Genomic DNA, 23,803 nt, shown 5'->3' with positions numbered 1-23,803 from the left:
ATCCAGCGTACGTCGGTGCGAGCGGCGCTGCCGGGGGCTGTGGACAACGCCGGTTCTCCCCGCCGGCCAAAAGCTCCCGCCACCCAAAAGCTCCGGCGAACGAAAAGCTCCCAGTGGACCAAAAGCAACGGACCCGGCACCGAGAAGTCCCCCGTGACTTCTCGGCGCCGGGCCCTTGCTCCCCCGTGGACTGTGGCTACTCGGTGGCGATCGCGTTCAGGACGTTCATCCGCCCCGCCCGGAACGCCGGGACCAGCGCCGCGAACAGTCCCACGAAGGCCGATCCGACGAAGACTCCGATGATCGTCGGCCACGGGATGTCGAGGACGTTCAGGCCCTCCAGCGCGAGCAGCTTCTGCGCGGTGGCCCCCCAGCCCATCCCGAGCCCGAGGCCCAGCAGGGCGCCGAAGAGGGCGATGACGACCGACTCCATGCGGATCATCCGGCGCAGCTGGCGCCGCGAGAGGCCGATGGCCCGCATCAGGCCGATCTCCCGGGTCCGCTCGACGACCGAGAGGGCCAGCGTGTTGACCACACCCAGCACCGCCACGATGATCGCCAGGGCCAGCAGGCCGTAGACCATGTTGAGGAGCTGGCCGATCTGGTCCTTCAGCTCCTGCTTGTAGTCGGTCTGGTCGCGCACCTGGTACTGCGGGTACTCGTCCAGCGCCTTCTTCAGGGCGGCGTACGCCTGCGCCTCCTGGCCGTCCTTGGCCTTGGCGAACATGATCGTGTTCGGCGGTACCTGGTCGGCGGGGACGTACTTCTTCATCGTCTCGATGGAGAGGTAGCGCGCTCCCTGGTCCAGCGCCGAGTCGTCGTCGGTGATGGCCGCGACCTTGAGCTTCGCCGTCTCGCCGCCCTTGAAGGCGACGGAGATGGTGTCGCCGACGTGGACGCCGTGGTCCTTGGCGTAGTCGGAGCCGACGGACATGGAGTCCTTGCCGTAGGCGGCGGAGAGGGTGCCCGCGGTCGTCGCGCGGCGCAGGTCCTGGGCGTACGACGGGTCGGCCGCCGTCACCTGGGAGTCGTCCTTCTTGCCGTCGGGCGAGGTCAGGACCGCCTCGACCTCCTTGTAGGAGGTCACGTGGGCCAGGCCCGGGGTCTGCTCCATGGCCTTCTGGGCCTGCGGGACGATCCGCTGGTTGCCCTCGACGATGAAGTCCGCGCCGACCGACTTGTCGAGCTCGCTGGTGGCCGAGGCGACCATGGAGGAGCCGACGACGGACAGACAGGCGACCAGGGCCAGGCCGATCATGAGGGCCGCGCCCGTGGCTCCCGTACGACGGGGGTTGCGCAGGGCGTTGCGCTCGGCCATGCGGCCGACGGGACCGAAGGCCCGCAGGATCACCGCGCTGATGACCCGGACGACACCGCCGGCCAGCAGCGGGCCGATGACGACGAAGCCGATCAGGGTGAGGACGACGCCCCCGGCCAGCAGCAGCGAGCCGTCCTTGGCGGTGTCGGCGGTGGCGGCGGCGTAGAGGGCGTAACCGCCCGCTCCGGTCAGGACCAGCCCGATCAGGGCGCGCACCCAGCCGGCCTTGCCGTCGGCCGGGGTGCCGGCGTCGCGCAGGGCGGCCATCGGGGAGACCTTGCCGGCCCGGCGGGCGGGCAGATAGGCGGCGAGGACGGTGACGACGACGCCGAGGACCAGGCCCGCCACCGGGGTGGAGGCCTTGATGGTGAGGTCGTCGGTGGAGAGGTTCATGCCGGCCATCGACATGAGCTTCATCAGGCCGATCGCGATGCCGACACCGGCACCGACGCCGAGGATCGAGCCGACGAAGCCGAGCAGCAGCGCCTCGACCAGTACGGAACGGTTGACCTGCTTGCGGGAGGAGCCGATCGCCCGCATGAGACCGATCTCGCGGGTGCGCTGGGCGACCAGCATGGAGAAGGTGTTGATGATCAGGAAGATGCCGACCAGGAACGCGATCCCGGCGAAGCCGAGCATGGCGTACTTGATGACGTTCATGAACTCGCCGACGTCCTGGCGGTTCTCGTCGGCGTTCTCCTTGGCGGTCTGGATCTTGTACGAGCCGTCCAGGGCCTGCGACACGTTCTGCTTGAGCTGGGTGTCGCTGACGCCGGTGGCGGCGGTGGCGAACACCTGGGTGAAGCGGCCCTCGGCGCCGAGGAGTTCACGCTGGGCGGTGGCGGTGTCGAAGTAGACGATCGCCGCGCCGGGGTTGGTGACCTTGAAGGTGGCGATGCCGACGATCCTCGCCTTGAAGTCACCGACGACGGAGATGGTGCGCAGTTCGTCACCGATCTTCAGGTGGTGCTTGTCGGCGGTGTCGGCGTCGACCATGGTCTCGGTCGGCCCGCGCGGGGCGTGCCCGGAGGTGATCTCCATGGAACGCAGGTCGCCCTTGGTCCAGTTGCCCGCGATGGTGGGCGCGCCGTTGGACGACCCCATGTTCTTGTTCTCGTCGTCGACGACGGTCACGTTCATCGAACTGACCCCGCCCTCGACGGACTTCACGCCGTCCGCCTTGGCCACCTGCTGGACCGTGGCGGCCGGCAGGGAGGCGGGCCTGCCGTTCTGCGGGGTGTCGTCGCTCTTGGCCTCCTTCGGGGAGACCGTGACGTCGGAGGCGGTGGTGGCGAAGAGCTTGTCGAACGTCGTGTTCATGGTGTCGGTGAACACGAGCGTGCCGCACACGAACGCCACCGACAGGAGCACCGCCACCGCGGAGAGGGCCATGCGCCCCTTGTGCGCGAAGAAGTTGCGCATCGAGGTCTTCATGACGGTCATGACGTACGCCCCCGGGCGTCGAAGTCCTTCATCCGGTCCAGGACGGCGTCCGCGGTCGGCTTGTACATCTCGTCGACGATCCGGCCGTCGGCGAGGTACAGCACACGGTCGGCGTAGGAGGCGGCGACCGGGTCGTGGGTGACCATGACGATGGTCTGGCCGAGTTCGTCCACGGAACGCCGCAGGAAGCCCAGCACCTCGGCGCCCGCGCGCGAGTCGAGGTTTCCGGTCGGCTCGTCACCGAAGATGATCTCGGGCCGGGCCGCCAGCGCCCTGGCCACGGCGACGCGCTGCTGCTGGCCGCCGGAGAGCTGGGTGGGCCGGTGCTTGAGCCGCGAGGACAGTCCCACGGTGTCCACGACCCGCGCCAGCCACTCCTTGTCGGGCTTGCGGCCCGCGATGTCCATGGGCAGCGTGATGTTCTCGAGCGCGTTGAGGGTGGGCAGGAGGTTGAACGCCTGGAAGATGAACCCGATCCGGTCCCGGCGCAGCTGCGTGAGCTTCTTGTCCTTCAGCCCGGTGATCTCGGTGTCGTCCAGGTAGATCTGGCCGCTGCTGACGGTGTCGAGCCCGGCGAGGCAGTGCATGAGCGTGGACTTGCCGGACCCCGAGGGGCCCATGATCGCGGTGAACTGACCGCGTGCGATGTCCACGTCCACGTGGTCGAGGGCGACGACACGGGTCTCGCCGGACCCGTACGCCTTCACGACCTGCCGCGCCCGCGCGGCAACGGCCGTAGTCCCTCCAGTGCCCCCGTGCCTGGTGATGGTCACAGCCGATGTCACGGTATGTCTCCTATGTCGGTCAGCGAACGATTCACGTGTGCTGCTGAGCGGTTCTTCGTTCTGGTTACGTCGTTGAGTCTGCTGCTCGCCGGGGGTCCGGCGCGCTGGTGCCCAGCGCAGTCTTTTCCTGGGGAAAACCCCACCCCCGGACCTGCGGTCCGCCACCCCGAGCCCCTCCCGAGCGGCGTAAAGCCAGGTTAAGGACGGGTCAGGGGCCCTCTCGTCCTCCAGTGGGACGAACCCTCCCCGAGCCGTAGTACGGAGGGACCCCTAGGGGCCGTCCACCCCCGGGTGGAGCCGATCTAGGGGTCCGCTCCACCCTTCAGCGGGCTCAGCCTGCACCCTGCCGCGACGTGAGGGTCAAGTGAGAGGGTGTGCAGCAGCAGATAGATGCAAGGGGAAAGGATCCTGGTGGGCGAGGGGGAGACGGAGACACAGTCGGCGGCGACGGCGGACGACCCGCGCTCGTCGCACCGGCGCGGAGCCGTCGTGGCCGCGCTGATGCTCGCGATGGCGCTGGCCGCGCTCGACGCCACCATCGTCTCGACGGCCGTCCCGCAGATCGTCGGCGACCTCGGCGGCTTCTCCGTCTTCTCGTGGCTGTTCTCGGGCTATCTGCTGGCCGTCACGGTGACACTCCCGGTCTACGGCAAGCTGTCCGACACCTTCGGCCGCAAGCCGGTCCTGGTCGCGGGCGCGGCCCTGTTCCTGCTCGGCTCCCTGCTCTGCGCGCTCGCCTGGAACATGGCCGCGCTCATCGCGTTCCGGGTGGTGCAGGGCCTGGGCGGCGGCGCGCTCCAGGGCACCGTGCAGACGCTCGCCGCCGACCTGTACCCCCTGAAGGAACGCCCGAAGATCCAGTCGAAGCTCTCCACGGTGTGGGCCGTCTCGGCGGTGGCCGGCCCTGGAGTGGGCGGCGTCCTCGCGGCGTACGCGGACTGGCGCTGGATCTTCCTGGTGAACCTGCCCATCGGCGCGGTGGCGCTGTGGCTGATCGTGCGCCATCTGCACGAGCCGGAACGCGCCGGCGGCGTGCGCCCGCGCATCGACTGGGCGGGCGCACTCGCCGTGTTCGCCTGCGGAGGCGTCCTGTTGACGGCGCTGGTGCAGGGCGGAGTGGCCTGGCCATGGCTGTCGGCGCCCTCCCTGGTCCTGTTCGGCACGGGTCTCGCGCTGGTGGCGGTCGTGGTGGCCGTGGAGCGCCGGGCGGCCGAGCCGATCATCCCGGGGTGGGTGTGGCGACGCCGTACGATCGCCGCCGTGAACCTGGCGCTGGGCGCGCTCGGGCTGCTGATGGTGGCGCCGACGGTGTTCCTGCCGACGTACGCCCAGTCGGTGCTGGGCCTGGGGCCGGTGGCCGCCGGATTCGTGCTGTCCGTATGGACGTTGAGCTGGCCGGTGTCGGCCGCGCTGAGCCAGCACGTGTACCGGCGGATCGGCTTCCGCAACACCGCGATGCTCGGCATCGGCACGGCCGCGCTGGTGCTGCTCGCGTTCCCCTTCCTGCCGTATCCGGGCGCGGCCTGGCAGCCGACGCTGCTGATGCTGGTCCTCGGCGCCGCGCTGGGGCTCTTCCAACTCCCCCTGATCGTCGGGGTGCAGTCGACGGTGGGCTGGTCGGAGCGCGGTACGACGACGGCCTCGGTCCTCTTCTGCCGGCAGACCGGGCAGACACTCGGCGCCGCGCTCTTCGGGGCGGTGGCCAACGGGGTGCTGGCCGCCCGGCTCGGCGGGGCGAGCGATCTCGACTCCGTCACACGCGCGTTGGACGCCGGTACGGCGCCCGAGTCGACCCGGCGGGCCATCGCGGACGCGGTCCACGCCGTGTACCTGGGGGCGTCGTGCGCGGCGGCGCTGGCGTTCCTGGTGCTGCTGCTCCTCGCGCCACGGAAATTCCCGGTGCTCTCCGACTGAGTCTGCGTAGGGTGCCGGACATGGCTGAACGGGAGCTGGGGCTGAGGCTGGAGCGACTGCGGGCGGATCACGCGGCGGCGCTGCTCGCGTTCGAGCGGGAGAACCGGGAGTACTTCACCCGGACCATCTCGGACCGCGGGGACGCCTACTTCGCCGACTTCACCGAGGTGCACCGCACGCGGCTGGCCGAACAGGACGACGGGATCTGCCACTTCCACGTGGTGCTGGACGCCTTCGGGGAGATCGTCGGACGCGTGAACCTGATCGACGTCGAGGACGGCTGCGCCGAACTGGGCTACCGCGTGGGCGAGCGCGCGGCCGGGCGCGGGGTGGCGACGGAGGCGGTGGCGCAGGTGTGCCGGGCGGCGGGGACGTCGTACGGACTGACCTCCCTGGTCGCGGTCACCACCCTCGACAACCTGGCCTCCCGCGCGGTCCTCGCCCGCAACGCCTTCACCGTCGTAGGGGAGTGCGTCATCGGCACCCGCCCCGGCCTGCGCTACCGGCGCACACGCCTCACCCCCTGACGGCCCGAGCGCCCCCACGCCCCCGCCCGCGTCCCCTCACGCCGCCTTCCCTCCCACCGCCTCCTTCCTCATCAGGTCCAGGAGGCTCGGGGTGCCCACGGTGGTGCGTACGTCCACGAACTCCCCCACCTGAGCCCGCTCTTCGACGGCCTGTCGCACCAGCTCGCAGGCGAGGTCGACGCGCGCGGTGTAACGCCCCGCGAGCCGTGACGTACCTGTCCCGTAGCCGCTCACCCGCTCCGCGTCGAAGAGCCCGCCCGGCCGCAGGACCGTCCAGTCCAGGCCGCTCACCCGCACGATCTCCTCCATGCGCCGCATGTCCTCGTACACCGTGCGCCCCATGAACCGCATCAGCGAGGGCTCCAGCACCCTGCGGAACAGGAAGTTCTCCCCTGGCGCGGGCGTGCCGAAGAGCACCGTCGAGGTGACGGCGACGAGCCGCAGTACGCCGTGCACGCGCATGGCCTCGGTGATGTGCGTGATGCCGCCGGAGTACACGGTCACCGGGTCGCGGGTGTACGGCACTCCGAGCGCCGAGATCACCGCGTGCTGTCCGGCGACGGCGGCGCTCACCGCGGCCGCGTCGTGGACGTCCGCCGCCACCACGCGCGCGCCCGGCACCGGGAAGGCGTCGGGGCGGCGGGTGACGGCGGTGACGGTGTGCCCGGCCTCGGCCGCGCGGGCGACCACCAGGCGCCCGGTCGGGCCGTTCGCGCCGAAGACGACGATGTTCACGGGGGTCCCCTCTCGTGAGCGGATGCCTTCGAGGAACGACCCCGAGGCGTGTATGCCCACAAGAGAGCGACGTACCGGGCGATGTGACGCGGGACGGCGCCGATGAGACATGGGTGACACTTTCCGCCCGGACGTCACATTCAAAAATCTGAGTTAATCCGGGTAACACCCGAGGTCAGCGAAGTAAGCGCGTACCGACCAATCAGTTTGCCGAAAAGCTCGCACCTCCGGCTACCTACGAGTAACGTGCGTGACTCCCCCGCACCCCACCCCCCAACTCCCTGCAGTCCGCACCACACAGGACCCGAGCCGCGCAAGGAGCCAACGGGATGTCCTACGACCCGTTCTCGTCCCCGCCCCCGACCCACCCGCCGTACGCAGCACACCCCGCGAACCCCACCTACCCCTGGCAGCCGCCCGTCGACCGCGAACCGGAGGCAGCCCGCCGCCGCCCGCGCCGCCCCGCCCTGGGGCACCACAGCGATCTGCGCGTCCTGCGCGGCGCCTACCGCCGCCTGCGGAGGGTCGCCACCCTCACCGCGCTCGGCTACTTCACCCTCTTCCTGATCCTGTCCGCCTTCGCGCCCTCCTTGATGACGAGCACAGCCGCCGCCGGGCTGCCCACCGGCCTGCTGCTCGCCCTGCTCCAACTGCCCGTCACCTGGCTGGCGATCGTGCTCTACGAGCACACCGCGCGCGTGTACGTCGACCCGATCGCGGACCGCATCCGCAAGCAGGCCGCGGTGGACGCCAAGCGGGAGGCCACACGATGACCGGATTCAGTGATTCCGCGCAGGCGATGTCGCTGGTGGCGTTCTCGGCGGTGGCCACGGTCACGCTGCTGCTGTGCGTGATGACCGGCCCCGACCGCGACGACCTGGACGAGTTCTACACCGGCTACGGCTCCCTGTCCCCCATGCGCAACGGCCTCGCCATCGCCGGGGACTACATCTCCGCCGCGACCGTCCTCGGCACCGGCGGCGTCATCGCCCTGTGCGGCTACGACGGGGTCGTCCTCGCCCTCAGCACCGCCCTGTCGCTGGTGCTGCTGATGTTCCTGCTGGCCGAACCCCTGCGCAACGCGGGCCGGTTCACCATGGGCGACGCGCTCACCCGCCGGATGCCCGGGCGCGCGGTGCGGATCGCCGCGTGTGCGGTGACGCTGGCCGCGCTGGTGCCGCTGATGCTGGTGCAGCTCGCGGGCACGGGCCAGTTGCTGGCGTTCATCCTCGGCTTCTCCTCGGACTCCCTGAAGACGGGCTGCATCCTCGGACTGGGCGTGCTGATGATCAGCTACGCGGCGATCGGCGGGATGAAGGGCACCGCCCTCATCCAGATCCTGAAGATGGTGATGCTGCTGGGCTCCGGCGGCGTGGTCGCCGTACTGATCCTCCAGCGCTTCGACTGGGACCCCGGCGCGCTGTTCGACGCGGCGGCCGCGCAGAGCGGCGTCGGAACGTCGTTCCTGCACTCCGGGCTGCAGTTCGCGGGCGGGCCCAACCCCCGCCTCGACATGATCGTCTCGCAGCTCACGGTGGTCGTCGGCGGCGCCTGCCTCCCGCACATCACCATGCGCATGTACACCGCCGGCAGCGCCCGCCAGGTCCGCCGTTCGATGTCCTGGGCGGTGTCCTCGGTGGTGCTGTTCGTGCTCGTCATCACGGTCGTCGGCTTCGGTGCCACGGCCCTCATCGGCCGGGCCGTCATCGCGCAGGCCGACCCGCAGGGCAACACGGCCTATCTGCTGGGCTCCCGGGCGGCGTTCGGCACGGAGGTCTCGACCGCCGAGACCCTGCTGTTCACGACCGTCACCACCGCGATCTTCCTCACCCTGCTGGCCTCGGTCGCCGGCATGATCCTCGCCTGCGCCAACTCCCTGGCCCACGACGTGTTCGCGGGGCGCGGCCGGGAGATCTCGGCCCGCCGCGAGATGACCGTGGCGCGCGTCTCCGCGCTCGCCGTGGGCCTCCCGGCGATCCTGTTGGCGGCCCTGGTCCAGCATCGCAGCCTCCAGCCCCTGGTGACGCTGTCGTTCTGTCTCGGCGCCTCCGCCATCGCCCCGGCCCTCGTCTACAGCCTCTTCTGGCGCCGCTACACCCGAACCGGCCTGCTCTGGACACTGATCGGCGGCTCGCTGGTGGTCCTGCTGCTGATGCCGGGCACGAACCTCGTCTCGGGGTCACCCGTCTCGGCGTTCCCGGAGAGCGACTTCAACTGGTTCCCCTTCACCACGACCGGCCTCGTCTCCATCCCGGCCGGCTTCGCCCTCGGCTGGCTCGGCACGGTGCTCTCCGAACGCCGCGGGTCCGAGGAACAGCGACGGCGGTACGAGGCCGTGGAGGGGTGGATTCTGGCGGGGGCGGCGCGGAGGGAGGAGTAGGCCGGAGAGAGCACGCCGTCGGGAGATGTCACAGGGCTGGTCGCTGTCCCGGCCGAACCTCGCACGGTGGATCGCCGCCGGACTGCGTGCCGCGGTGGCGCTGACCGGCGGCGTCTGCAAGACCTTGCCCGCGGCCGTCGGCGTCGCGCCGGCCCTGGTGCCGGTGACCGCCGTCTGCTGGACCCTGCTGCTCATGATCGGCGCGATGATCACTCACGGCCGGCGAGGGAGGAGTCGGCGCATGGGCAGGCCCGAGGAGTTCAAAGTGATGGGTGCCGCTACTCCGCCGGTGCCCGTCCCGTCAGTGTGGTCAGGCTGTTGCGTACGAGGTCCATGTGGGCGCGTACGTCGTCCCAGCGCTCCCCGTGCTCGCGCAGCACCCGTTCCGTCTCGCGCGCGATGCGGTCCTCACGCAGCCGGGCCTCGGCGAGGAGCTCCGCGGCCCGTGTCCGCGCCTCCTCCTGGCGGCCGCGCGTGGCGGCCTCCGCGTCGGCGAACGCCTGCTTCGCCTCGGACAGCGTGGCCTCCGCGCGGGCGACCTGCTCGGCATGCCGGGCGTCCAGCGCGGCGGCGCGCTCGACCTCCACGCGCTCGGCCTCGGCCCAGCGCTCGGCGAGCTCCCTGGCCTGCTCGGCGAGCATGCCGGTGGTGCGCTGCCGTACCTCGCGCAACGCCTCAAGGGCCTCGGTGCGCCCCTCTTTCACTTCGCGCCGAGCGGCGATACGGATCTCGTCGGCCTCGGCGCGCGCCGCGAGCAGGCGCTGCCGGGCGCGCTCGTCCGCCTCGGCGCGTACGGCGTCGGCGTGCGCCTGGGCCGCGTCGCGCACGCTGTTCGCGCGCGCCCGCGCCTCCTCCACACGGCGCCGCGCCTCCTGCCGCGCGCCGTCGCGCAGGGCCGCCGCCGCCTCCTGCCCCAGCTGGAAGATCCGGCGCGCCCGCTCCCCGAGCGTCTCGTACGTCTGCGGAGCGAGCCGTACGACTCTCTCGCGCAACTCCTCCAGCTCCGCCTCCATCTCCTTGGCGAGCACGGTGAGACGGGCGGCACGTTCCCAGGAGGCGTCACGGTCCTGCGAGAGCGCCGCGGCGTACGCGTCGACCTGTCCGGGACGGTAGCCACGCCCCCGTACGACCGCGAAGCCGTGGGACGAGACAGGTGTGCCGCTCATCCTGGAACCCCTCTCCATCAAAGAGATGCGAAATGATGATTTCGCGCACATCTTGATGTATCAGGCAGAACAGTGCATAACGCGACACTCCGCGCACAGGTCACGGCCGTCCCCCGGTAGGCGGAGGCACGGCCGTGCCGAAAGCGCTCCGGAACGACGAAGAGGCGGGCCCGGTCTCTCCGACCGGACCCGCCTCCCACGCTCAGGGCCCTACAGCAGCCCGTCCCACATCTGCTCCAGCAGCACCGACCACCAGCTCTCCGGCGAACCCAGCGCCGCCGGGTCCAAGGAGGCCAGCTGCGCCTGGAAGTCGACGGTCCAACGCCCCGCCTGCTCCTGGTTCAGCCCGAACCTGAGCCGCCACATCCGCCCCAGCAGCGCCAGACACCGCTGGAACTCGGGCAGCCCCGTGTTCACGAACTGCGGCGGCACGGGCGCCCCGCCGGGCCCCGCCTCCACCGGCACGGCCACGATGTTCGCCGTCCCGTACTGCACACAGATCGCCCGGCCGAAGTCACTGCCCATCACCAGGTACGACCCCGCGTCCGAGGCCGGCTGCACCCCGCGCTCCTGCGCCAGCTCGGCCAGCGTCGGAACCGGCCGCCCCGGCTGGGCCTGCGCCCAGAAGAACGGGCCCATGTCCATCGGCAGCCCCGCCGCGACCAGCGAGTGCGCCACGACCGGCGGCACGCCCTGCCGGGACACCGCGGCCTGCTCGAACCGGAAGATCCCCGGTCCGAACGCCCCCGCCAGCTCCTGCGCCACACCCTCCGGCGGAATCGGCGGCGCGGCCTGCACCGGCGGAAGCGGGGCACGCACCGGTCCCGGCCGCGCCGGTCCGTCCGCCACCTGGTGCAACTCGCCCTGATGCGCCAGCAACTGCCGCATCCCCTGCTGCCGGCTCGCGTGATCCGTGCCGTACGGCGCGATGCTCGCGATCCGCGCCTGCGGCCACTGCTCCCGGATCATCCGCGCGCAGTACGCACCCGGCAGCTCACACGACTCCAACTCCGTGTGCAGCTCCAGCACCTGGTCCGGCGGGATGTTCATCCCCCGCAGCTCATGGAAGATCTGCCACTCCGGGTGCGGCGTACCCGGCGCCGAACGCCGGATCAGCTGCTGCTCCGACCCGTCCTGCGCGCGGTAGCGCAACACGGCCTGGTAGCCCGGACCGACGGTCGGCTGTCCCTGCTGCGGGTAGCCGTACGCCGGCGCCTGACCGGGACCGGGCTGCCCCGGCGGCGGCACGGCACCCGGCGGCATCCCACCGGGAGGCATCCCACCAGGAGGCGGCATCGCACCGGGAGGCATCGCACCGGGCGCCATCGGCTGAGGGGCGCCCACGCCCGGCGCCATACCGGGGGCGCCGGGCATACCCGGGGCACCCGGGGCGTGCGGCGGCGGAGGCGCGCCGGGGCCGCCCACCGGGGGCGCGGCCAGCATCGTCTCCGCCTGGTGAACAGCGCCCCCCGCACCCCCGGCGGAGCCAGGCGCACCCGGGGCGCCGGGAGGCTGCGGTGCGCCGGGGCCACCCGGGGCGCCTGCGAAACCAGGAACGCCCGGAGCGCCGGGCGCGTGAGGTGCGCCCGGGGCACCCGGAGGAGTCTGCGCGCCGGGCGCGCCCGGCATGCCAGGGGCGCCCGGCGGCTGCGGCGCGCCCCCGCCCGGGCCCATACGCCCCGGGTCGGCCAGCATCGTGGCGGCATGGTGCGCACCGCCCGGAGGCGTACCGCCGGGCGGGTTCGGCGCACCGGGAGGCTGCGGGGCGCCCGGCGCGCCAGGCCCCGCGGACGGCACGCCCTCAGGACCGTCCGGCCCGAGCGCGGACACCAGCTGCGTCGGCACATACCCACCGGCCGCCGCACCCGGCGTACCAGGCGCACCCGGCGCAGGCGGGGGCGTGCCCCCAGGACGCGCGCCCGGCGCCCCCGGGGCACCCGGCGGCGGAGGCGGCGTCCCGCCCCCATGTCCACGGCGCGGCGGAGGCGCGGCCTTGCTGGTCGCGGCGTCGGCGATGTCCCCGGCGTTCGGCGCGAGCGACCGCTCCGACGCTCCCGGACCACCGACCCCACCCGGCGCACCAGGAGGCTGCGGCGCCCCCGGCCCACCCGGCACCGGCGCAGGCGCGTGCGGGGCGCCCGGAGGGGGCGTAGGCGGCACTCCCGCACCACCCACACTCCCCGCACCCTGCGGATACCCGTACGGCGCCCCACCCGGAGCCACCCCAGGCGCACCCGGCGCACCCGCGACCGCCCCCGGCGCATGCGGATCGTCCAGCGCCGCCGCCAGCGCCGTCGGCGGAAGCTGGCTACCGCCCGACATCAACGCGGTCTGGGCCTCCGGCGGCGTCGCGGGCGGCGGAGTGTCATCGTCGCTACCGCTCAGCGGCGGCGCGAACACCGTCGCCGGCAACGGCACCGAACGGTCGTCGCCCGCATCGGCGTTGGTATCGGTCCCGGCCCACGGCGTCGCCCCGGCAGGCACACCCGGTGCACCCGGCGCCGCCGAAGCCGCACCCGGCCCCCCGGCCCCGTTCCCCGACCCGACCGGCACACCGGCCTGCGTCTCAGGCAACGCACCAGAACCCGCACCCGCACCCGCACCGAACCCGGCCCCACCGCCGCCCCCGGAACCGGAACCCGAGCCCGAGCCCGAAGCCCGCCGATCAGGAATCCCCAACTGATCCGCCGCCTCCTGCAACCACTCCGGCGGCGTCAAAAGGAACGACGTCTGATTCAGATCCACCCGAGCCGCAGGCGCCGAAGCCGCGGCCGCGTCCTCCGCGGCGCGCCCGTACTCCTCCTCGTAGCGGCGGATCACCTCGCCCACCGGCAGCGCCGGCCACAACGTGGCCTCCCCGCTGTCCCGGGCGAGCACCAACCGCTGAGCGCCGCCGTCCGAACGCGGCCCGTCCGCACGGTCCTCCGCCCACACCACGAACCCGAGCTCGAACTCCCGCACCCGCACCTCACGATGCTGATACGAGGGAACGTCCCCGTTGATCCACTCTTCCGCGCGCTCCTGCGCCTGCGCGAACGTCACCATCGGTCAGCTCACTCCCCAGCCCCGGCAACAGCCCCGGCTCCAGCCACCGGCACGGACCGCGCGAAACCGCCGTCCACCATCAGGTTCGCCACCGTCTCCAACTCCGGCGGAGAACCCGCCAGTCGGGACAGGAACACATCGAAGTCGTCACCGCACGGCAGCAACAGCCGCTCCACCCGGTCCGCGGGCGCCACCGAAGGATCGACGTCACGCGCGTCGTCGTACGCGCAGAACCAGACCGATCCGATCCCCGCGCCCTTCACCTTCACGGCCAGCAACCCGCCCTGCACGAACCCGACACCCAGGTAATCCTTGGTCAGATGGTCGCGCAGGCACTTGTTCACGTACACGAGGTCATTGACGGCCGCCTCGTCCCGCACCGTGAAGAACGGCTGGTCCACCAGCAGACCCAACTCCGGGTCCAGCGCGGTCCCCACCGGCGCACAACCACCCGCCGCCTTCAGGAAGGACCGGTACGCACCCGGCAGCCGGTACCCGAGATCCTCCTCGACCCCCAGCACCTGCGACTCCGACACCGCCGTACCCGACTTCGGCAACCCGAAGTGCGCGGGCCGCGTCTCCTGCAACGGCCGCGTCCCCCGCTTCCCGTGGTCCACCGCCGCCGTCGCGATCCCGCCGTGATGCCGCAGCAGCGCCTTCACCTCGACCGGAACCAGCTCAAGACGGCGCGAACCCACCACGTGATGCCACGTCCAGCCGTGCGGCGTCGCCACCGCCGGAATCGTGTCCCACAGGTCATGGCCGGTCGCCGCGAGCGCCGCGTTCGCCGACACGTAGTCCGTCAGCCGCAACTCGTCGACACCGAAACCCTCCGGCGGATCAGCGATCTCGGCAGCCGCACGCGCATACGCCGAGAAGTCGGGATAGCCGTGCTCGTCCACCCGCACCCCCCTCGGGTGACGCGCAGCCCGGACCGGATCCGGGAAATGCACGACCTGCCCGGCATAGGCCGCGTTCGGCGGCGCGGCTTGCTGCCCGAGCCGACCTGTCGTCATGGCGGTTGCCCCCTGCGGCACTCTGTACGACCCACGGCGACCGGTTCCGGCCCCGGTCCACCCGGCTCCGACCCGCCACCCCAGCCCGTATTCGACTTCTCCGACGTTCTCCAGCGTGTGACCGCATACATGCGGGTGCCGACAGCCTATGCGGTACGACGACACCGGTCACCGGGCGCCGGTCAGCGGCCCTCCGCTTCCGTGACCAGCCGTCACCCCCTCGTGACAGCCCGCCCAAACCCGGGCGTGTCGCACCGCCCCAGCTTCCGCACCAGCCACGGCATTTGGCACTCTGTGTGATCCGGGGGGATGCTCGGAGGGGATGATGATCATGAATACGACGCAGACGGGACCTCGCCCAGGACCGCGACCAGCCACAACCGGCGACGCACGGACCGGCCTGTCAGGCGACCCCCGCATCGGCTGGAGCAGCACCGAAGCCGCCCACGCCCCCACCCTGCGCCACCGCCGCGACGGCATACTCCCCACCATCGCCGCCGCCCTCTCCGTCCGCGGCGCCACCCTCACCGGCACCGCCGCCCGCGGCGACCAGGCCCCACCCCTGCACCCACTCGTCCAGGACTTCCTCGACACCCTCACATCCAGCCAGCGCGACCGCTTCACCGGCCGCTGCGCCGAGACGATCCTCATCTCCCGCCACCTCGCCGCCGCCGACGCCGCCCGCACCAAACGCGCCGCCCGCAAACCCATGACCAACGGCGAGGCCCGCAAAGCCCTCAAGGGCGCCAAACTCACCGCCCGCCGCATCCGCGAGGACGGCGACCCCCTCCACGGCAGCTTCGCCACCCCCTGCCGCGCCTGCACCGCCCTCAGCGCCCACTTCGGCGTACGCATCGTCGACCCGGCGGCGGACGACTGACCCCCACGCGCCACCAGCACGACCCCATGACCTCGACGATCGAAGGGCAGATGCACCCCGACCCCCGCACCAGTACCACCCGCTTCCCCGTACCCGTCGACGCCGCCCTGCGCGCCGCCGGCTGGCAACCCGGACGCTGGGACATCAAACAAGCGGAGATCTGGGCCGACGCCCTACGCGCACACACCTCGCCCGCCGGCCACCGCCACACCGTCTTCCCCGCCGCGGTCGAAGCCTGGGCCGAATTCGGCGGCCTCCACATCACCCCCACCGGCCCCGGCCGCCAGGTCGCCCCCGCCCACCTCCACCTCGACCCCCTGCACGGCCTCCACCTCGCCCGCACCCTCGGCGACCTCGGCCGCGCCCTCGACACCGAGATCTGCCCCCTCGGCACCGAGACCGACACCGCCGCCCTCCTCGCCATCGACGCCGAAGGCCGCACCTACACCCTCGACCACACCGGCGACTGGTACCTCGGCCCCGACATCGACCACGCCCTCGCCGCCCTCGTCGCAGGCACAGAACCGGTACGACTCACCGCGAGCTGAACCACCCCGGGCAACGCGGCGCTACGACGCCGGAATCACCGCCGACACCCGAAAACCCCCCGCATCCGTCGGCCCGGACACGAACACCCCGCCCAGCGCGACGACCCGCTCCTTCATCCCCACCAGCCCGTTCCCCCCGGAAGGCAGCCGCGCCGACGACGCCGACGACACCTCCGGCGGCGGCTCGTTCTCCACCTGCATCGCGATCTCCGACCCCCGATGCGCGAGCCGCACATGCGTCTTCGCCCCCGCCGCATGCTTGTGGACGTTGGTCAACGCCTCCTGGACGACCCGGTACGCGGTCTGCTCGACCTCCCCCGCATACGACCGCACCTCCCCGTCCACCGTCAGATCCACGACCATCCCCGCAGCCGCCGACTGCCCGATCAACTCCTCCAACTCGGACAGACAGGGCCCCTCAGCCTCATCGACGGCCCGCGAAGCGGCAGCCGCAGCAGCGGCCCCCACGGCGGCCAGGGGCACGGCGGCCTGCCGCACCCGACCACCGTCCCCACTCCGCAACACCCCGAGCATCTCCCGCAACTCGGTCAGCGCCTGCCGCCCCATGTCCCCCACGAGCGCGGCATTCTTGACGGCCTTCTCAGGATCCTTGCGCGCGACGGCCTGAAGCGCGGCGGCATGCACCACCATCAGACTCACCCGATGCGCGACGACGTCATGCATCTCCCGCGCGATCCGAGTCCGCTCCTCATTGCGCGCCCACTCGGCCCGCTCCTCCGCCCGCTCGGCAAGCAACTGAAGCTCCCGCTCCAGACTGTCGGCACGCTCCCGCAGACTCTCCATGAGCCGCCGCCGAGCCCCGACATACAACCCGAGCAGCAAAGGCGGAGCGGTGAGCCCGATAGAAATCGCGATCGCGGCAAACGGAACGGACCAACTCCCGAGATCGCTCTCCCCCGTCTCCATGCTCTGCCGCACCCGCACGAACATCACGATCAGCATGCCGACGAAAGACATCCCGGCCAGCGACCCGATGATCCGCCGAGGCAGCTCCGAGGCGGCGAGGGTGTAGAGCCCCACGATGCCCATGAGGTACCCCATCTGGGCAGGCGTGATCGCGATGGACACCAGCACCACCGCGATCGGCCACTTCCGCCGCACGAGCAACGCGGACCCAGCCAACGCCCCGAACACCACCCCGGCCGCAGTGGGGATGCCGGCATCTTTCGCGAAGTCGATCCCCTCGTTCGCGCACTCCATCACCGAGACGAACGCGAGGCCCATGTCCAACAGTGCGGTACGCCACCTGGCCCACCACCACGGCCCCGTCCGGGCCGCGGCGTGGTCTTCCCCCGTCGTGGTCATGCCTCCAGCCTACGGGCGGCGGGTGCGGCTTTTCCGGTGAGTTTCCGGGACTGGCCTACACCACACGCCGTGACCGGCCAGAAGCGAAACCACCCGTTTTCCCTCGAACTGCTGAACCAGCCCCTGTTCGACCCCGGAAGCGATCATTCCGCCCGGACGGTATGCCCATGGCACGTTCACATGACAAATACGCCGACTTCGAGGGGCTGCGGGAGCAGGCGGTGACCTTACGGCGGGCAGGACTCAGCCGACGCCAGATCCGCGACCGCCTGCACGTCCACAACAACGACATCCTCAACCGCCTCCTGGAGGGCGAGCCCCCACCGGAATGGACGAAGCGCCCGAACGCGAAGGACGACCTGAAGGGCAGGGCGAGGGAGCTACGGCTCCAGGGCTGGACGTACGACCAGATCCAGCTGGAGCTGGGGTGCTCGAAGAGCTCGATCTCGCTGTGGGTACGGGATCTGCCGAAGCCGGAGCGGCGCGATCCTGCGGAGCAGGCGAAGCTGGCCAACCGCATGAGGTGGGATCACGAGTTGGCGGTGCGGGACGAGCAGCGGCGGAAGACCAAGGATGCCGCGACAGCGCAGATCGGCGAACTGTCCGACCGGGATCTCTTCATGGCCGGCGTCGCCCTCTACTGGGCAGAGGGGACGAAGGACAAGTCCTACGACCGCCGCGAGACCGTGATCTTCGTCAACAGCGACCCCGATGTGATCCAACTTTACCTGGCCTGGCTCAACCTGCTGGGCGTCGAGCACGAGCGCCTGGCCTACCGCGTGATGATCCACATCACAGCCGACGTGGAAGGGGCCAACTGCTACTGGGCGGACCTCGTCGGCGTTGACGTCTCGACTTTCCAGAGGACAACGATCAAGAAGCACAACCCCAAGACCGTCCGCAAGAACGTGGGCGAGAACTACCGAGGCTGCCTGGTGATCCGGGTGTCCCAGGCCGCCGAGCTCTACCGCCAGATCGAAGGTTGGTGGAAGGGAATGGCGGACTCTGCCAGGCGGGATCATGGCCTCCCCTCCTCCGGTAAGGTTTGAGGCAGCAATCCGCCGTGGGGTAGCGGCATCCCGCAGGCCTTTGGAGCCTTGAGACGCTGGTTCGAATCCAGCCGGCGGAGCTGCTGATTGGGCCCTGACCTAGCCAGGTCAGGGCCCACACTCATGTCCCCCAAGAAACACCCCGGTATCCTGCGGATGTCACCCCACCCCCTCCACAGCCGAAGGGCATCCCGTGAGCGCCAACCGCCCGGCAGCCGTCGTCGTTCTCGCAGCGGGTGAGGGCACCCGTATGAAGTCGGCCACACCCAAGGTTCTTCACGAACTCTGCGGCCGCAGCCTCGTCGGCCATGTGCTCGCCGCATCCCGCGAGTTGGACCCCGAGCATCTCGTCGTCGTCGTGGGCCACGCCCGCGAGAAGGTCACCGCGCATCTCGGCGTCATCGACCCCGACGTACGGACCGCCGTACAGGCGGAGCAGAACGGCACCGGACACGCCGTACGGATGGCGCTCGAAGAGCTGGGCGGGGTTGTCGACGGGACGGTTGTCGTCGTCTGCGGGGATACGCCCCTTCTTACCGGGGACACCCTCCTCAGCCTCGCGCACACCCACTCCACCGACGGCAACGCCGTCACCGTCCTGACCGCCGAGGTCCCGGACGCGACCGGGTACGGGCGGATCGTGCGCGACGGCGCCTCGGGCGCGGTCACCGCGATCGTGGAGCACAAGGACGCCTCCGACTCGCAGCGGGCGATCCGTGAGATCAACTCCGGGGTGTTCGCGTTCGACGGGCAGTTGCTCGCCGACGCGCTCGGGAAGGTGCGGACCGACAACAGCCAGGGCGAGGAGTACCTCACCGACGTCCTCGGGATCCTCCGCGAGGCCGGTCACCGCGTGGGCGCCTCCGTCGCCGCCGACCACCGTGAGATCGCCGGCATCAACAACCGCGTCCAGCTCAGCGAGGCCCGTCGGATTCTCAACGACCGGCTGCTGACGCAGGCCATGCTCGCCGGGGTCACCGTCATCGACCCCGCCAGCACCTGGGTCGATGTCACCGTCACCTTCGATCAGGACGCCGTCGTCCACCCCAACACCCTGCTGCACGGCACCACCCACATCGGTTCCGACGCCGAGGTCGGTCCCAACAGCCGGCTGAAGGACACTCACGTCGGCTCCGGTGCCCGGGTCGACAACACGGTGGCCGACGGCGCGTACGTCGGGCCGGACGCGACAGTGGGGCCGTACGCGTATCTCCGGCCCGGTACCCGGCTCGGTGCCAAGGGCAAGATCGGGACGTACGTGGAGACGAAGAACGCCTCCATCGGGGAGGGGACGAAGGTTCCCCATCTCTCCTACGTCGGGGACGCGACCATCGGTGAGTACACCAACATCGGTGCCGCGAGCGTGTTCGTGAACTACGACGGGCAGGACAAGCATCACACCACCGTCGGGTCGCACTGCCGGACGGGCTCGGACAACATGTTTGTGGCGCCTGTCACGGTCGGGGACGGTGCGTACACCGCCGCAGGGTCGGTGATCACGAAGGACGTGCCGCCCGGTTCGCTCGCTGTGGCCCGTGGTCAGCAGCGGAATATCGAGGGTTGGGTGGCCCGTAAGCGTCCGGGAAGCGCGGCGGCGAAGGCGGCCGAGGCGGCGTCCCGGGAGCCGGACAGCGAAAGCTGACCGGAAACAGGTGCGTCAAACACGGCGTACCGTGATAAGTGCACACCCGCACCTACCAGCTGAGACGGCCCGTCGCGCCCAGCGGCGAGGTCTCTCGACACCCAGCTGAGACACCTCTGAGGAGACAGTGCTGTGACCGGGATCAAGACGACCGGCGAGAAGAAGATGATGTTCTTCTCCGGCCGCGCCCACCCCGAGCTTGCCGAGGAGGTCGCCCAGCAGCTGGATGTCGGGGTTGTGCCGACGAAGGCCTTCGACTTCGCCAACGGCGAGATCTATGTGCGGTACCAGGAGTCGGCGCGCGGTGCCGACTGCTTCCTGATCCAGAGCCACACGGCTCCGATCAACAAGTGGATCATGGAGCAGCTGATCATGATCGATGCCCTGAAGAGGGCTTCGGCGCGCTCCATCACGGTCATCGTGCCGTTCTACGGCTATGCCCGTCAGGACAAGAAGCACCGTGGTCGTGAGCCGATCTCGGCCCGTCTGATCGCGGACCTGATGAAGACGGCCGGTGCGGACCGCATCCTGACCGTGGACCTGCACACCGATCAGATCCAGGGCTTCTTCGACGGCCCGGTCGACCACCTCTTCGCGCTGCCGCTGCTCGCGGACTATGTCGGGGCGAAGGTCGACAAGGACAAGCTGACGGTCGTGTCCCCGGACGCGGGGCGTGTGCGTGTCGCCGACCGTTGGTGCGACCGGCTCGGTGCGCCGCTGGCGATCGTGCACAAGCGGCGTGACAAGGACGTCGCCAACCAGGTCACCGTGCATGAGGTGGTCGGTGAGGTGAAGGGTCGTGTCTGCGTTCTCGTCGACGACATGATCGACACGGGTGGCACCATCTGCGCCGCCGCCGACGCGCTGTTCGCGCACGGTGCGGAGGACGTCATCGTCACGGCGACGCACGGTGTGCTCTCCGGGCCCGCCGCCGACCGCCTGAAGAACTCCCGGGTGAGCGAGTTCGTGTTCACGAACACGCTGCCGACGCCGGGTGAGCTGGGTCGTGACCTGGACAAGATGACGGTGCTGTCGATCGCGCCGACGATCGCGAGTGCGGTGCGTGAGGTGTTCGAGGACGGTTCGGTGACGAGCCTGTTCGACGAGCAGTAGGACGTTCTGCCCCTGCGGAAGAACGCTTCTGCATGATCGATTTTTCTGCGGCCTCCCTGGCTGAGTAGACTGCTCAGGTTGCTCGGCGAGGGAGGCCGTACCCATTGCGGGATACGACACTCCGTTATCGACGCGCTCTTCGTAGCAGGCCGTTCGTGGCCGGGTGACCTTGTCCGCTCTCACCCATACGAGGAGTGATCCACATGTCCGAGATCAAGATCTCCGCCGAGACCCGCAGCGAGTTCGGCAAGGGCGCCGCCCGCCGCATCCGTCGTGACGCCAAGGTTCCCGGTGTGCTGTACGGCCACGGTTCGGACCCGCTGCACCTGACGCTTCCGGGCCACGAGCTGCTGCTCGCCCTGCGTACGCCGAACGTCCTGCTCTCCGTGGACATCGACGGCAAGACCAACGAGCTGGCCATCCCGAAGTCGGTCCAGCGTGACCCGATCAAGGGCTTCCTGGAGCACGTCGACCTCCAGCTGGTCAAGCGCGGCGAGACCGTCACGGTCGAGATCCCGGTCCACACCGAGGGCGAGCTGGCCGCCGGTGGCAACCTGCTGGAGCACGTCCTGAACGCGCTTCCGGTCGAGGCCGAGGCCACCCACATCCCCGAGTCCGTCACGGTCTCCGTCGAGGGCCTGGAGGCCGGTGCCTCCGTCCTCGCCAAGGACATCAAGCTCCCCAAGGGCACCACCCTGGCCGTCGACGGCGACGCTGTCGTTCTCCAGGTCCTGGCCGCCCAGGCCGAGGAGTCCGCTGAGGGCGAGGCCGAGGGCGACGAGGCCGCCGAGGCCTGAGCCTGAGGTCGGCCAGAGCTCTGCAGGAGCTCTGCGAGAATTCGTCAGCCGCTGCTTCCGTACGGGAGTGGCGGCTGGCGCGTATCGAGGAGACATGGACGTGACGACCCCCGCCAACGCCCCCTGGCTGATCGTCGGCCTCGGCAACCCCGGGCCGGAGTACGCGGCCAACCGCCACAACGTCGGTTTCATGGTGGCCGATCTGCTGGCCGAGCGGATCGGGGGGAGGTTCAAGCGGGCCGGGAAGGCGCAGGCGCAGGTCGTGGAGGGGCGGATCGGGCCGCCGGGGCCGTTCAACCGCCGGGTGATCCTCGCAAAGCCGATGTCGTTCATGAATCTGTCCGGTGGGCCGGTGAACGCGCTCAAGGACTTCTACAAGGTGCCCGTCGCGAACATCGTGGCGATCCATGACGAGCTGGACATCGACTACGGGGTGCTGCGGCTGAAGCTCGGCGGTGGGGACAACGGCCACAACGGGCTGAAGTCGATGACGAAGGCGTTCGGCGCCGAGTACCACCGGGTGCGCTTCGGGATCGGCCGGCCTCCAGGTCGGATGCAGGTCGCCGACTTCGTGCTGAAGGATTTCTCCTCGGCGGAGCGCAAGGAGCTCGACTACTTCGTGGACCGGGCGGCGGATGCCGTGGAGTGTCTGGTGATCGAGGGGCTGGAGCGGGCGCAAAGCACGTACAACTCCTGACTTGTCACCCAGCGAGGTTGACGGGGCGTTGAGGCATGGCCAATGATCCCCGCCATGCCTGCCACAGCCATCACCTCCCGCCAGGCCTCGGTCGCGGCTCTTCGTTTCGGGCGGCTCGCGGCGATGGGCGCGGTCGCGGTGCTGATCCTGATCGCCGGTGTGTGGGCGTCGTGGGGCACCGCGCAGCACGTGATGCTGACGAAGGGCCGGGAGAGCGGCACGATCGAGGTGACGCGGTGCGGGGAGGACACCTGTACCGGGCCGTACACGCCGATCTCCGAGGGGTCCAAGGCGCGGGCCGAGGTCGTCATCGAGAAGACGGTGGCCGTGCGGAAGGGCGAGACGTACACGGTCGTCCTCAAGCCGAGCAGTGATGACGTCGTCCGGTCCGGTCCGGCCGGGATTTTCTATGCCTGGGTTCCGCTGGGTGGTGCGCTGCTGCTGGCGTCGGTCGTGGTGGCGGGCGGGTTGGGGCGCACGCGGGGCGCGTGGGTGATGGCGGGGGCGGGATTCGCGCTGCTCACCGCCGCTTTCGTGACCATCTGACGGCTTTCGGGGTTCTCCACGTCTGTGGAGGGTCTGAGTGTTGTCTGTTCGTGATTGACCTGCGGTCAGTCGTGGCTGGATGCTGAGCCGCCCCCTCCACATCTTCCCTGTCACATCTCGAAGATGGACTGCCTCATGCGTACCCTCAGCCGCGCCGGCGCTTTGTCCGCCGTCGCCCTGGCCGCCCTGCTCGCGGCCCCTTCCGCCTACGCCACCGCTCCCGGTGACAACGGCACGGTGAAGATCCACGACGCCACGACCGGCGAGGAGCTTCACCGCAACGAGCCGCACGTGTGCACCTTCTACCTGGACGCGTTCGGTTTTGACTCCGTCCAGGAGGTCGACTGGCACATCGAGGCGTGGGCCCCGTCGGCCGACGTCAAGGGCGAGACGGTCAAGTCCGGTGAGATCACCCTCGATGACGAGGGTCACGGCAGGACCGAGGACCTGTCGCTGCCCGACGGCCACTACAAGCTGTTCTGGAACTTCGAGGGCGAGAACGGCGCCGCCAAGCACAAGGTCTTCTGGACCGACTGCGAGGGCTCCGAAGGCGGCAACCCCGGTTCGACGCCGTCGGGTTCCGCGTCGGCGTCCGAGTCGGCCTCCCCGTCCGCGTCGCCGTCCGGGTCGGCGCCGGCCGACGAGTCCTCGGAGCCTTCGGCGTCCTCGTCGCCGTCCGCCCAGGGTGGTGGCGGCAGCGACAGTGAGGGCGGTGACCTGGCCGAGACCGGCAACGGCGCCCCGGTGGGCCTGCTGGGCGGTGCGGCCGCCGCGCTGGTGGCCGCGGGTGGCTACCTGGTGTTCCGTCGCCGTAAGGCATAAGCACACATACGACGGTGCCCCCGAGGTCGGACCTCGGGGGCACCGTCGTCTGTG

General features: G+C 70.6%; 20 protein-coding genes and 1 tRNA gene. 14 read left to right on the top strand and 7 right to left on the bottom strand.

Annotated elements, in window-relative coordinates; genetic code table 11:
- Positions 1 to 196 precede the first annotated feature (196 nt).
- Both OG885_RS26805 and OG885_RS26800 read right to left on the bottom strand, forming a co-directional pair.
- Entirely contained in the window at positions 197 to 2,761 is a 2,565-nt protein-coding gene (locus tag OG885_RS26805; protein WP_399961223.1) for an ABC transporter permease, read from the bottom strand.
- The gene (locus OG885_RS26800) at positions 2,758 to 3,546 is read right to left on the bottom strand and encodes an ABC transporter ATP-binding protein (protein WP_405735912.1); all 789 of its coding nucleotides are present in this window, start codon (positions 3,544 to 3,546) and stop codon (positions 2,758 to 2,760) included. The genes OG885_RS26805 and OG885_RS26800 overlap by 4 nt, the downstream gene beginning before the upstream one ends.
- A 390-nt stretch (positions 3,547 to 3,936) precedes the next feature.
- Between OG885_RS26800 and OG885_RS26795 the strand changes: the two genes are divergently transcribed.
- Positions 3,937 to 5,460 (top strand): MFS transporter, encoded by a 1,524-nt coding sequence (locus tag OG885_RS26795; protein WP_405735909.1) that lies wholly within the window; start codon positions 3,937 to 3,939, stop codon positions 5,458 to 5,460.
- A gap of 20 nt (positions 5,461 to 5,480) precedes the next feature.
- On the top strand, positions 5,481 to 5,987 hold the full coding sequence (locus OG885_RS26790; protein WP_405735907.1) for a GNAT family N-acetyltransferase: 507 nt from the start codon (positions 5,481 to 5,483) through the stop codon (positions 5,985 to 5,987).
- A 36-nt stretch (positions 5,988 to 6,023) separates the two neighbouring features.
- On the opposite strand, the gene OG885_RS26785 is transcribed toward OG885_RS26790, so the two are convergent.
- Entirely contained in the window at positions 6,024 to 6,722 is a 699-nt protein-coding gene (locus OG885_RS26785) for an NAD(P)-dependent oxidoreductase (protein ID WP_405735904.1), read from the bottom strand.
- A 329-nt stretch (positions 6,723 to 7,051) separates the two neighbouring features.
- Here OG885_RS26785 and OG885_RS26780 point away from each other — a divergent pair, with 329 nt between their 5' ends.
- Both OG885_RS26780 and OG885_RS26775 read left to right on the top strand, forming a co-directional pair.
- Positions 7,052 to 7,495, top strand: coding sequence for a DUF485 domain-containing protein (locus OG885_RS26780; RefSeq protein ID WP_405735902.1), 444 nt, complete (start codon positions 7,052 to 7,054; stop codon positions 7,493 to 7,495).
- Positions 7,492 to 9,102, top strand: a complete 1,611-nt coding sequence (locus OG885_RS26775; protein ID WP_405735900.1) for a cation acetate symporter — start codon at positions 7,492 to 7,494, stop codon at positions 9,100 to 9,102. The genes OG885_RS26780 and OG885_RS26775 overlap by 4 nt, the downstream gene beginning before the upstream one ends.
- Positions 9,103 to 9,380: 278 nt before the next feature.
- Here OG885_RS26775 and OG885_RS26770 read toward each other — a convergent pair whose 3' ends face one another.
- The 3 genes from OG885_RS26770 to OG885_RS26760 form a co-directional block, all read right to left on the bottom strand.
- Positions 9,381 to 10,268 (bottom strand): cellulose-binding protein, encoded by an 888-nt coding sequence (locus tag OG885_RS26770; RefSeq protein WP_405735898.1) that lies wholly within the window; start codon positions 10,266 to 10,268, stop codon positions 9,381 to 9,383.
- Positions 10,269 to 10,478: 210 nt separating this feature from the next.
- Positions 10,479 to 13,313: an SUKH-4 family immunity protein gene (locus OG885_RS26765; RefSeq protein ID WP_405735895.1), complete on the bottom strand. Its 2,835-nt coding sequence runs from the start codon at positions 13,311 to 13,313 to the stop codon at positions 10,479 to 10,481.
- Positions 13,314 to 13,321: 8 nt separating this feature from the next.
- Positions 13,322 to 14,329 (bottom strand): SMI1/KNR4 family protein, encoded by a 1,008-nt coding sequence (locus tag OG885_RS26760; protein ID WP_405735893.1) that lies wholly within the window; start codon positions 14,327 to 14,329, stop codon positions 13,322 to 13,324.
- A gap of 322 nt (positions 14,330 to 14,651) precedes the next feature.
- Here OG885_RS26760 and OG885_RS26755 point away from each other — a divergent pair, with 322 nt between their 5' ends.
- Together OG885_RS26755 and OG885_RS26750 are read left to right on the top strand one after the other, a co-directional pair.
- Complete coding sequence (locus OG885_RS26755; RefSeq protein WP_405735891.1) at positions 14,652 to 15,209, top strand: YwqJ-related putative deaminase; 558 nt, start codon at positions 14,652 to 14,654, stop codon at positions 15,207 to 15,209.
- A 50-nt stretch (positions 15,210 to 15,259) separates the two neighbouring features.
- Entirely contained in the window at positions 15,260 to 15,757 is a 498-nt protein-coding gene (locus OG885_RS26750; RefSeq protein ID WP_405742890.1) for an SUKH-3 domain-containing protein, read from the top strand.
- 21 nt (positions 15,758 to 15,778) lie between these two features.
- On the opposite strand, the gene OG885_RS26745 is transcribed toward OG885_RS26750, so the two are convergent.
- The gene (locus tag OG885_RS26745; protein WP_405735889.1) at positions 15,779 to 17,083 is read right to left on the bottom strand and encodes a sensor histidine kinase; all 1,305 of its coding nucleotides are present in this window, start codon (positions 17,081 to 17,083) and stop codon (positions 15,779 to 15,781) included.
- Positions 17,084 to 17,250: 167 nt separating this feature from the next.
- Here OG885_RS26745 and OG885_RS26740 point away from each other — a divergent pair, with 167 nt between their 5' ends.
- The 8 genes from OG885_RS26740 to OG885_RS26705 all read left to right on the top strand — a co-directional run bounded on the left by OG885_RS26740 (position 17,251) and on the right by OG885_RS26705 (position 23,749).
- On the top strand, positions 17,251 to 18,132 hold the full coding sequence (locus OG885_RS26740; RefSeq protein WP_405735887.1) for a hypothetical protein: 882 nt from the start codon (positions 17,251 to 17,253) through the stop codon (positions 18,130 to 18,132).
- 8 nt (positions 18,133 to 18,140) lie between these two features.
- Positions 18,141 to 18,212: transfer RNA gene (locus tag OG885_RS26735), tRNA-Gln, on the top strand.
- Positions 18,213 to 18,325: 113 nt separating this feature from the next.
- Positions 18,326 to 19,774, top strand: a complete 1,449-nt coding sequence (gene glmU, locus OG885_RS26730) for a bifunctional UDP-N-acetylglucosamine diphosphorylase/glucosamine-1-phosphate N-acetyltransferase GlmU (protein ID WP_405735885.1) — start codon at positions 18,326 to 18,328, stop codon at positions 19,772 to 19,774.
- Between the two features lie 132 nt (positions 19,775 to 19,906).
- Positions 19,907 to 20,887 carry a ribose-phosphate diphosphokinase gene (locus OG885_RS26725; RefSeq protein ID WP_405735882.1) on the top strand — a complete coding sequence of 327 codons (981 nt, stop codon included), beginning with the start codon at positions 19,907 to 19,909 and terminating at the stop codon, positions 20,885 to 20,887.
- A gap of 203 nt (positions 20,888 to 21,090) precedes the next feature.
- Complete coding sequence (locus OG885_RS26720) at positions 21,091 to 21,684, top strand: 50S ribosomal protein L25/general stress protein Ctc (RefSeq protein WP_405735879.1); 594 nt, start codon at positions 21,091 to 21,093, stop codon at positions 21,682 to 21,684.
- 94 nt (positions 21,685 to 21,778) lie between these two features.
- Complete coding sequence (pth, locus tag OG885_RS26715; RefSeq protein ID WP_405735877.1) at positions 21,779 to 22,381, top strand: aminoacyl-tRNA hydrolase; 603 nt, start codon at positions 21,779 to 21,781, stop codon at positions 22,379 to 22,381.
- 42 nt (positions 22,382 to 22,423) lie between these two features.
- Positions 22,424 to 22,927: a hypothetical protein gene (locus OG885_RS26710; RefSeq protein ID WP_405735875.1), complete on the top strand. Its 504-nt coding sequence runs from the start codon at positions 22,424 to 22,426 to the stop codon at positions 22,925 to 22,927.
- Between the two features lie 135 nt (positions 22,928 to 23,062).
- Positions 23,063 to 23,749 carry an LPXTG cell wall anchor domain-containing protein gene (locus OG885_RS26705; RefSeq protein ID WP_405735873.1) on the top strand — a complete coding sequence of 229 codons (687 nt, stop codon included), beginning with the start codon at positions 23,063 to 23,065 and terminating at the stop codon, positions 23,747 to 23,749.
- Positions 23,750 to 23,803 lie beyond the last annotated feature (54 nt).

This window comes from Streptomyces sp. NBC_00028 (genome assembly GCF_045041065.1).
In the GTDB taxonomy this organism is placed as follows: domain Bacteria; phylum Actinomycetota; class Actinomycetes; order Streptomycetales; family Streptomycetaceae; genus Streptomyces.
This window is presented reverse-complemented; position numbering and strand designations above follow the sequence as displayed.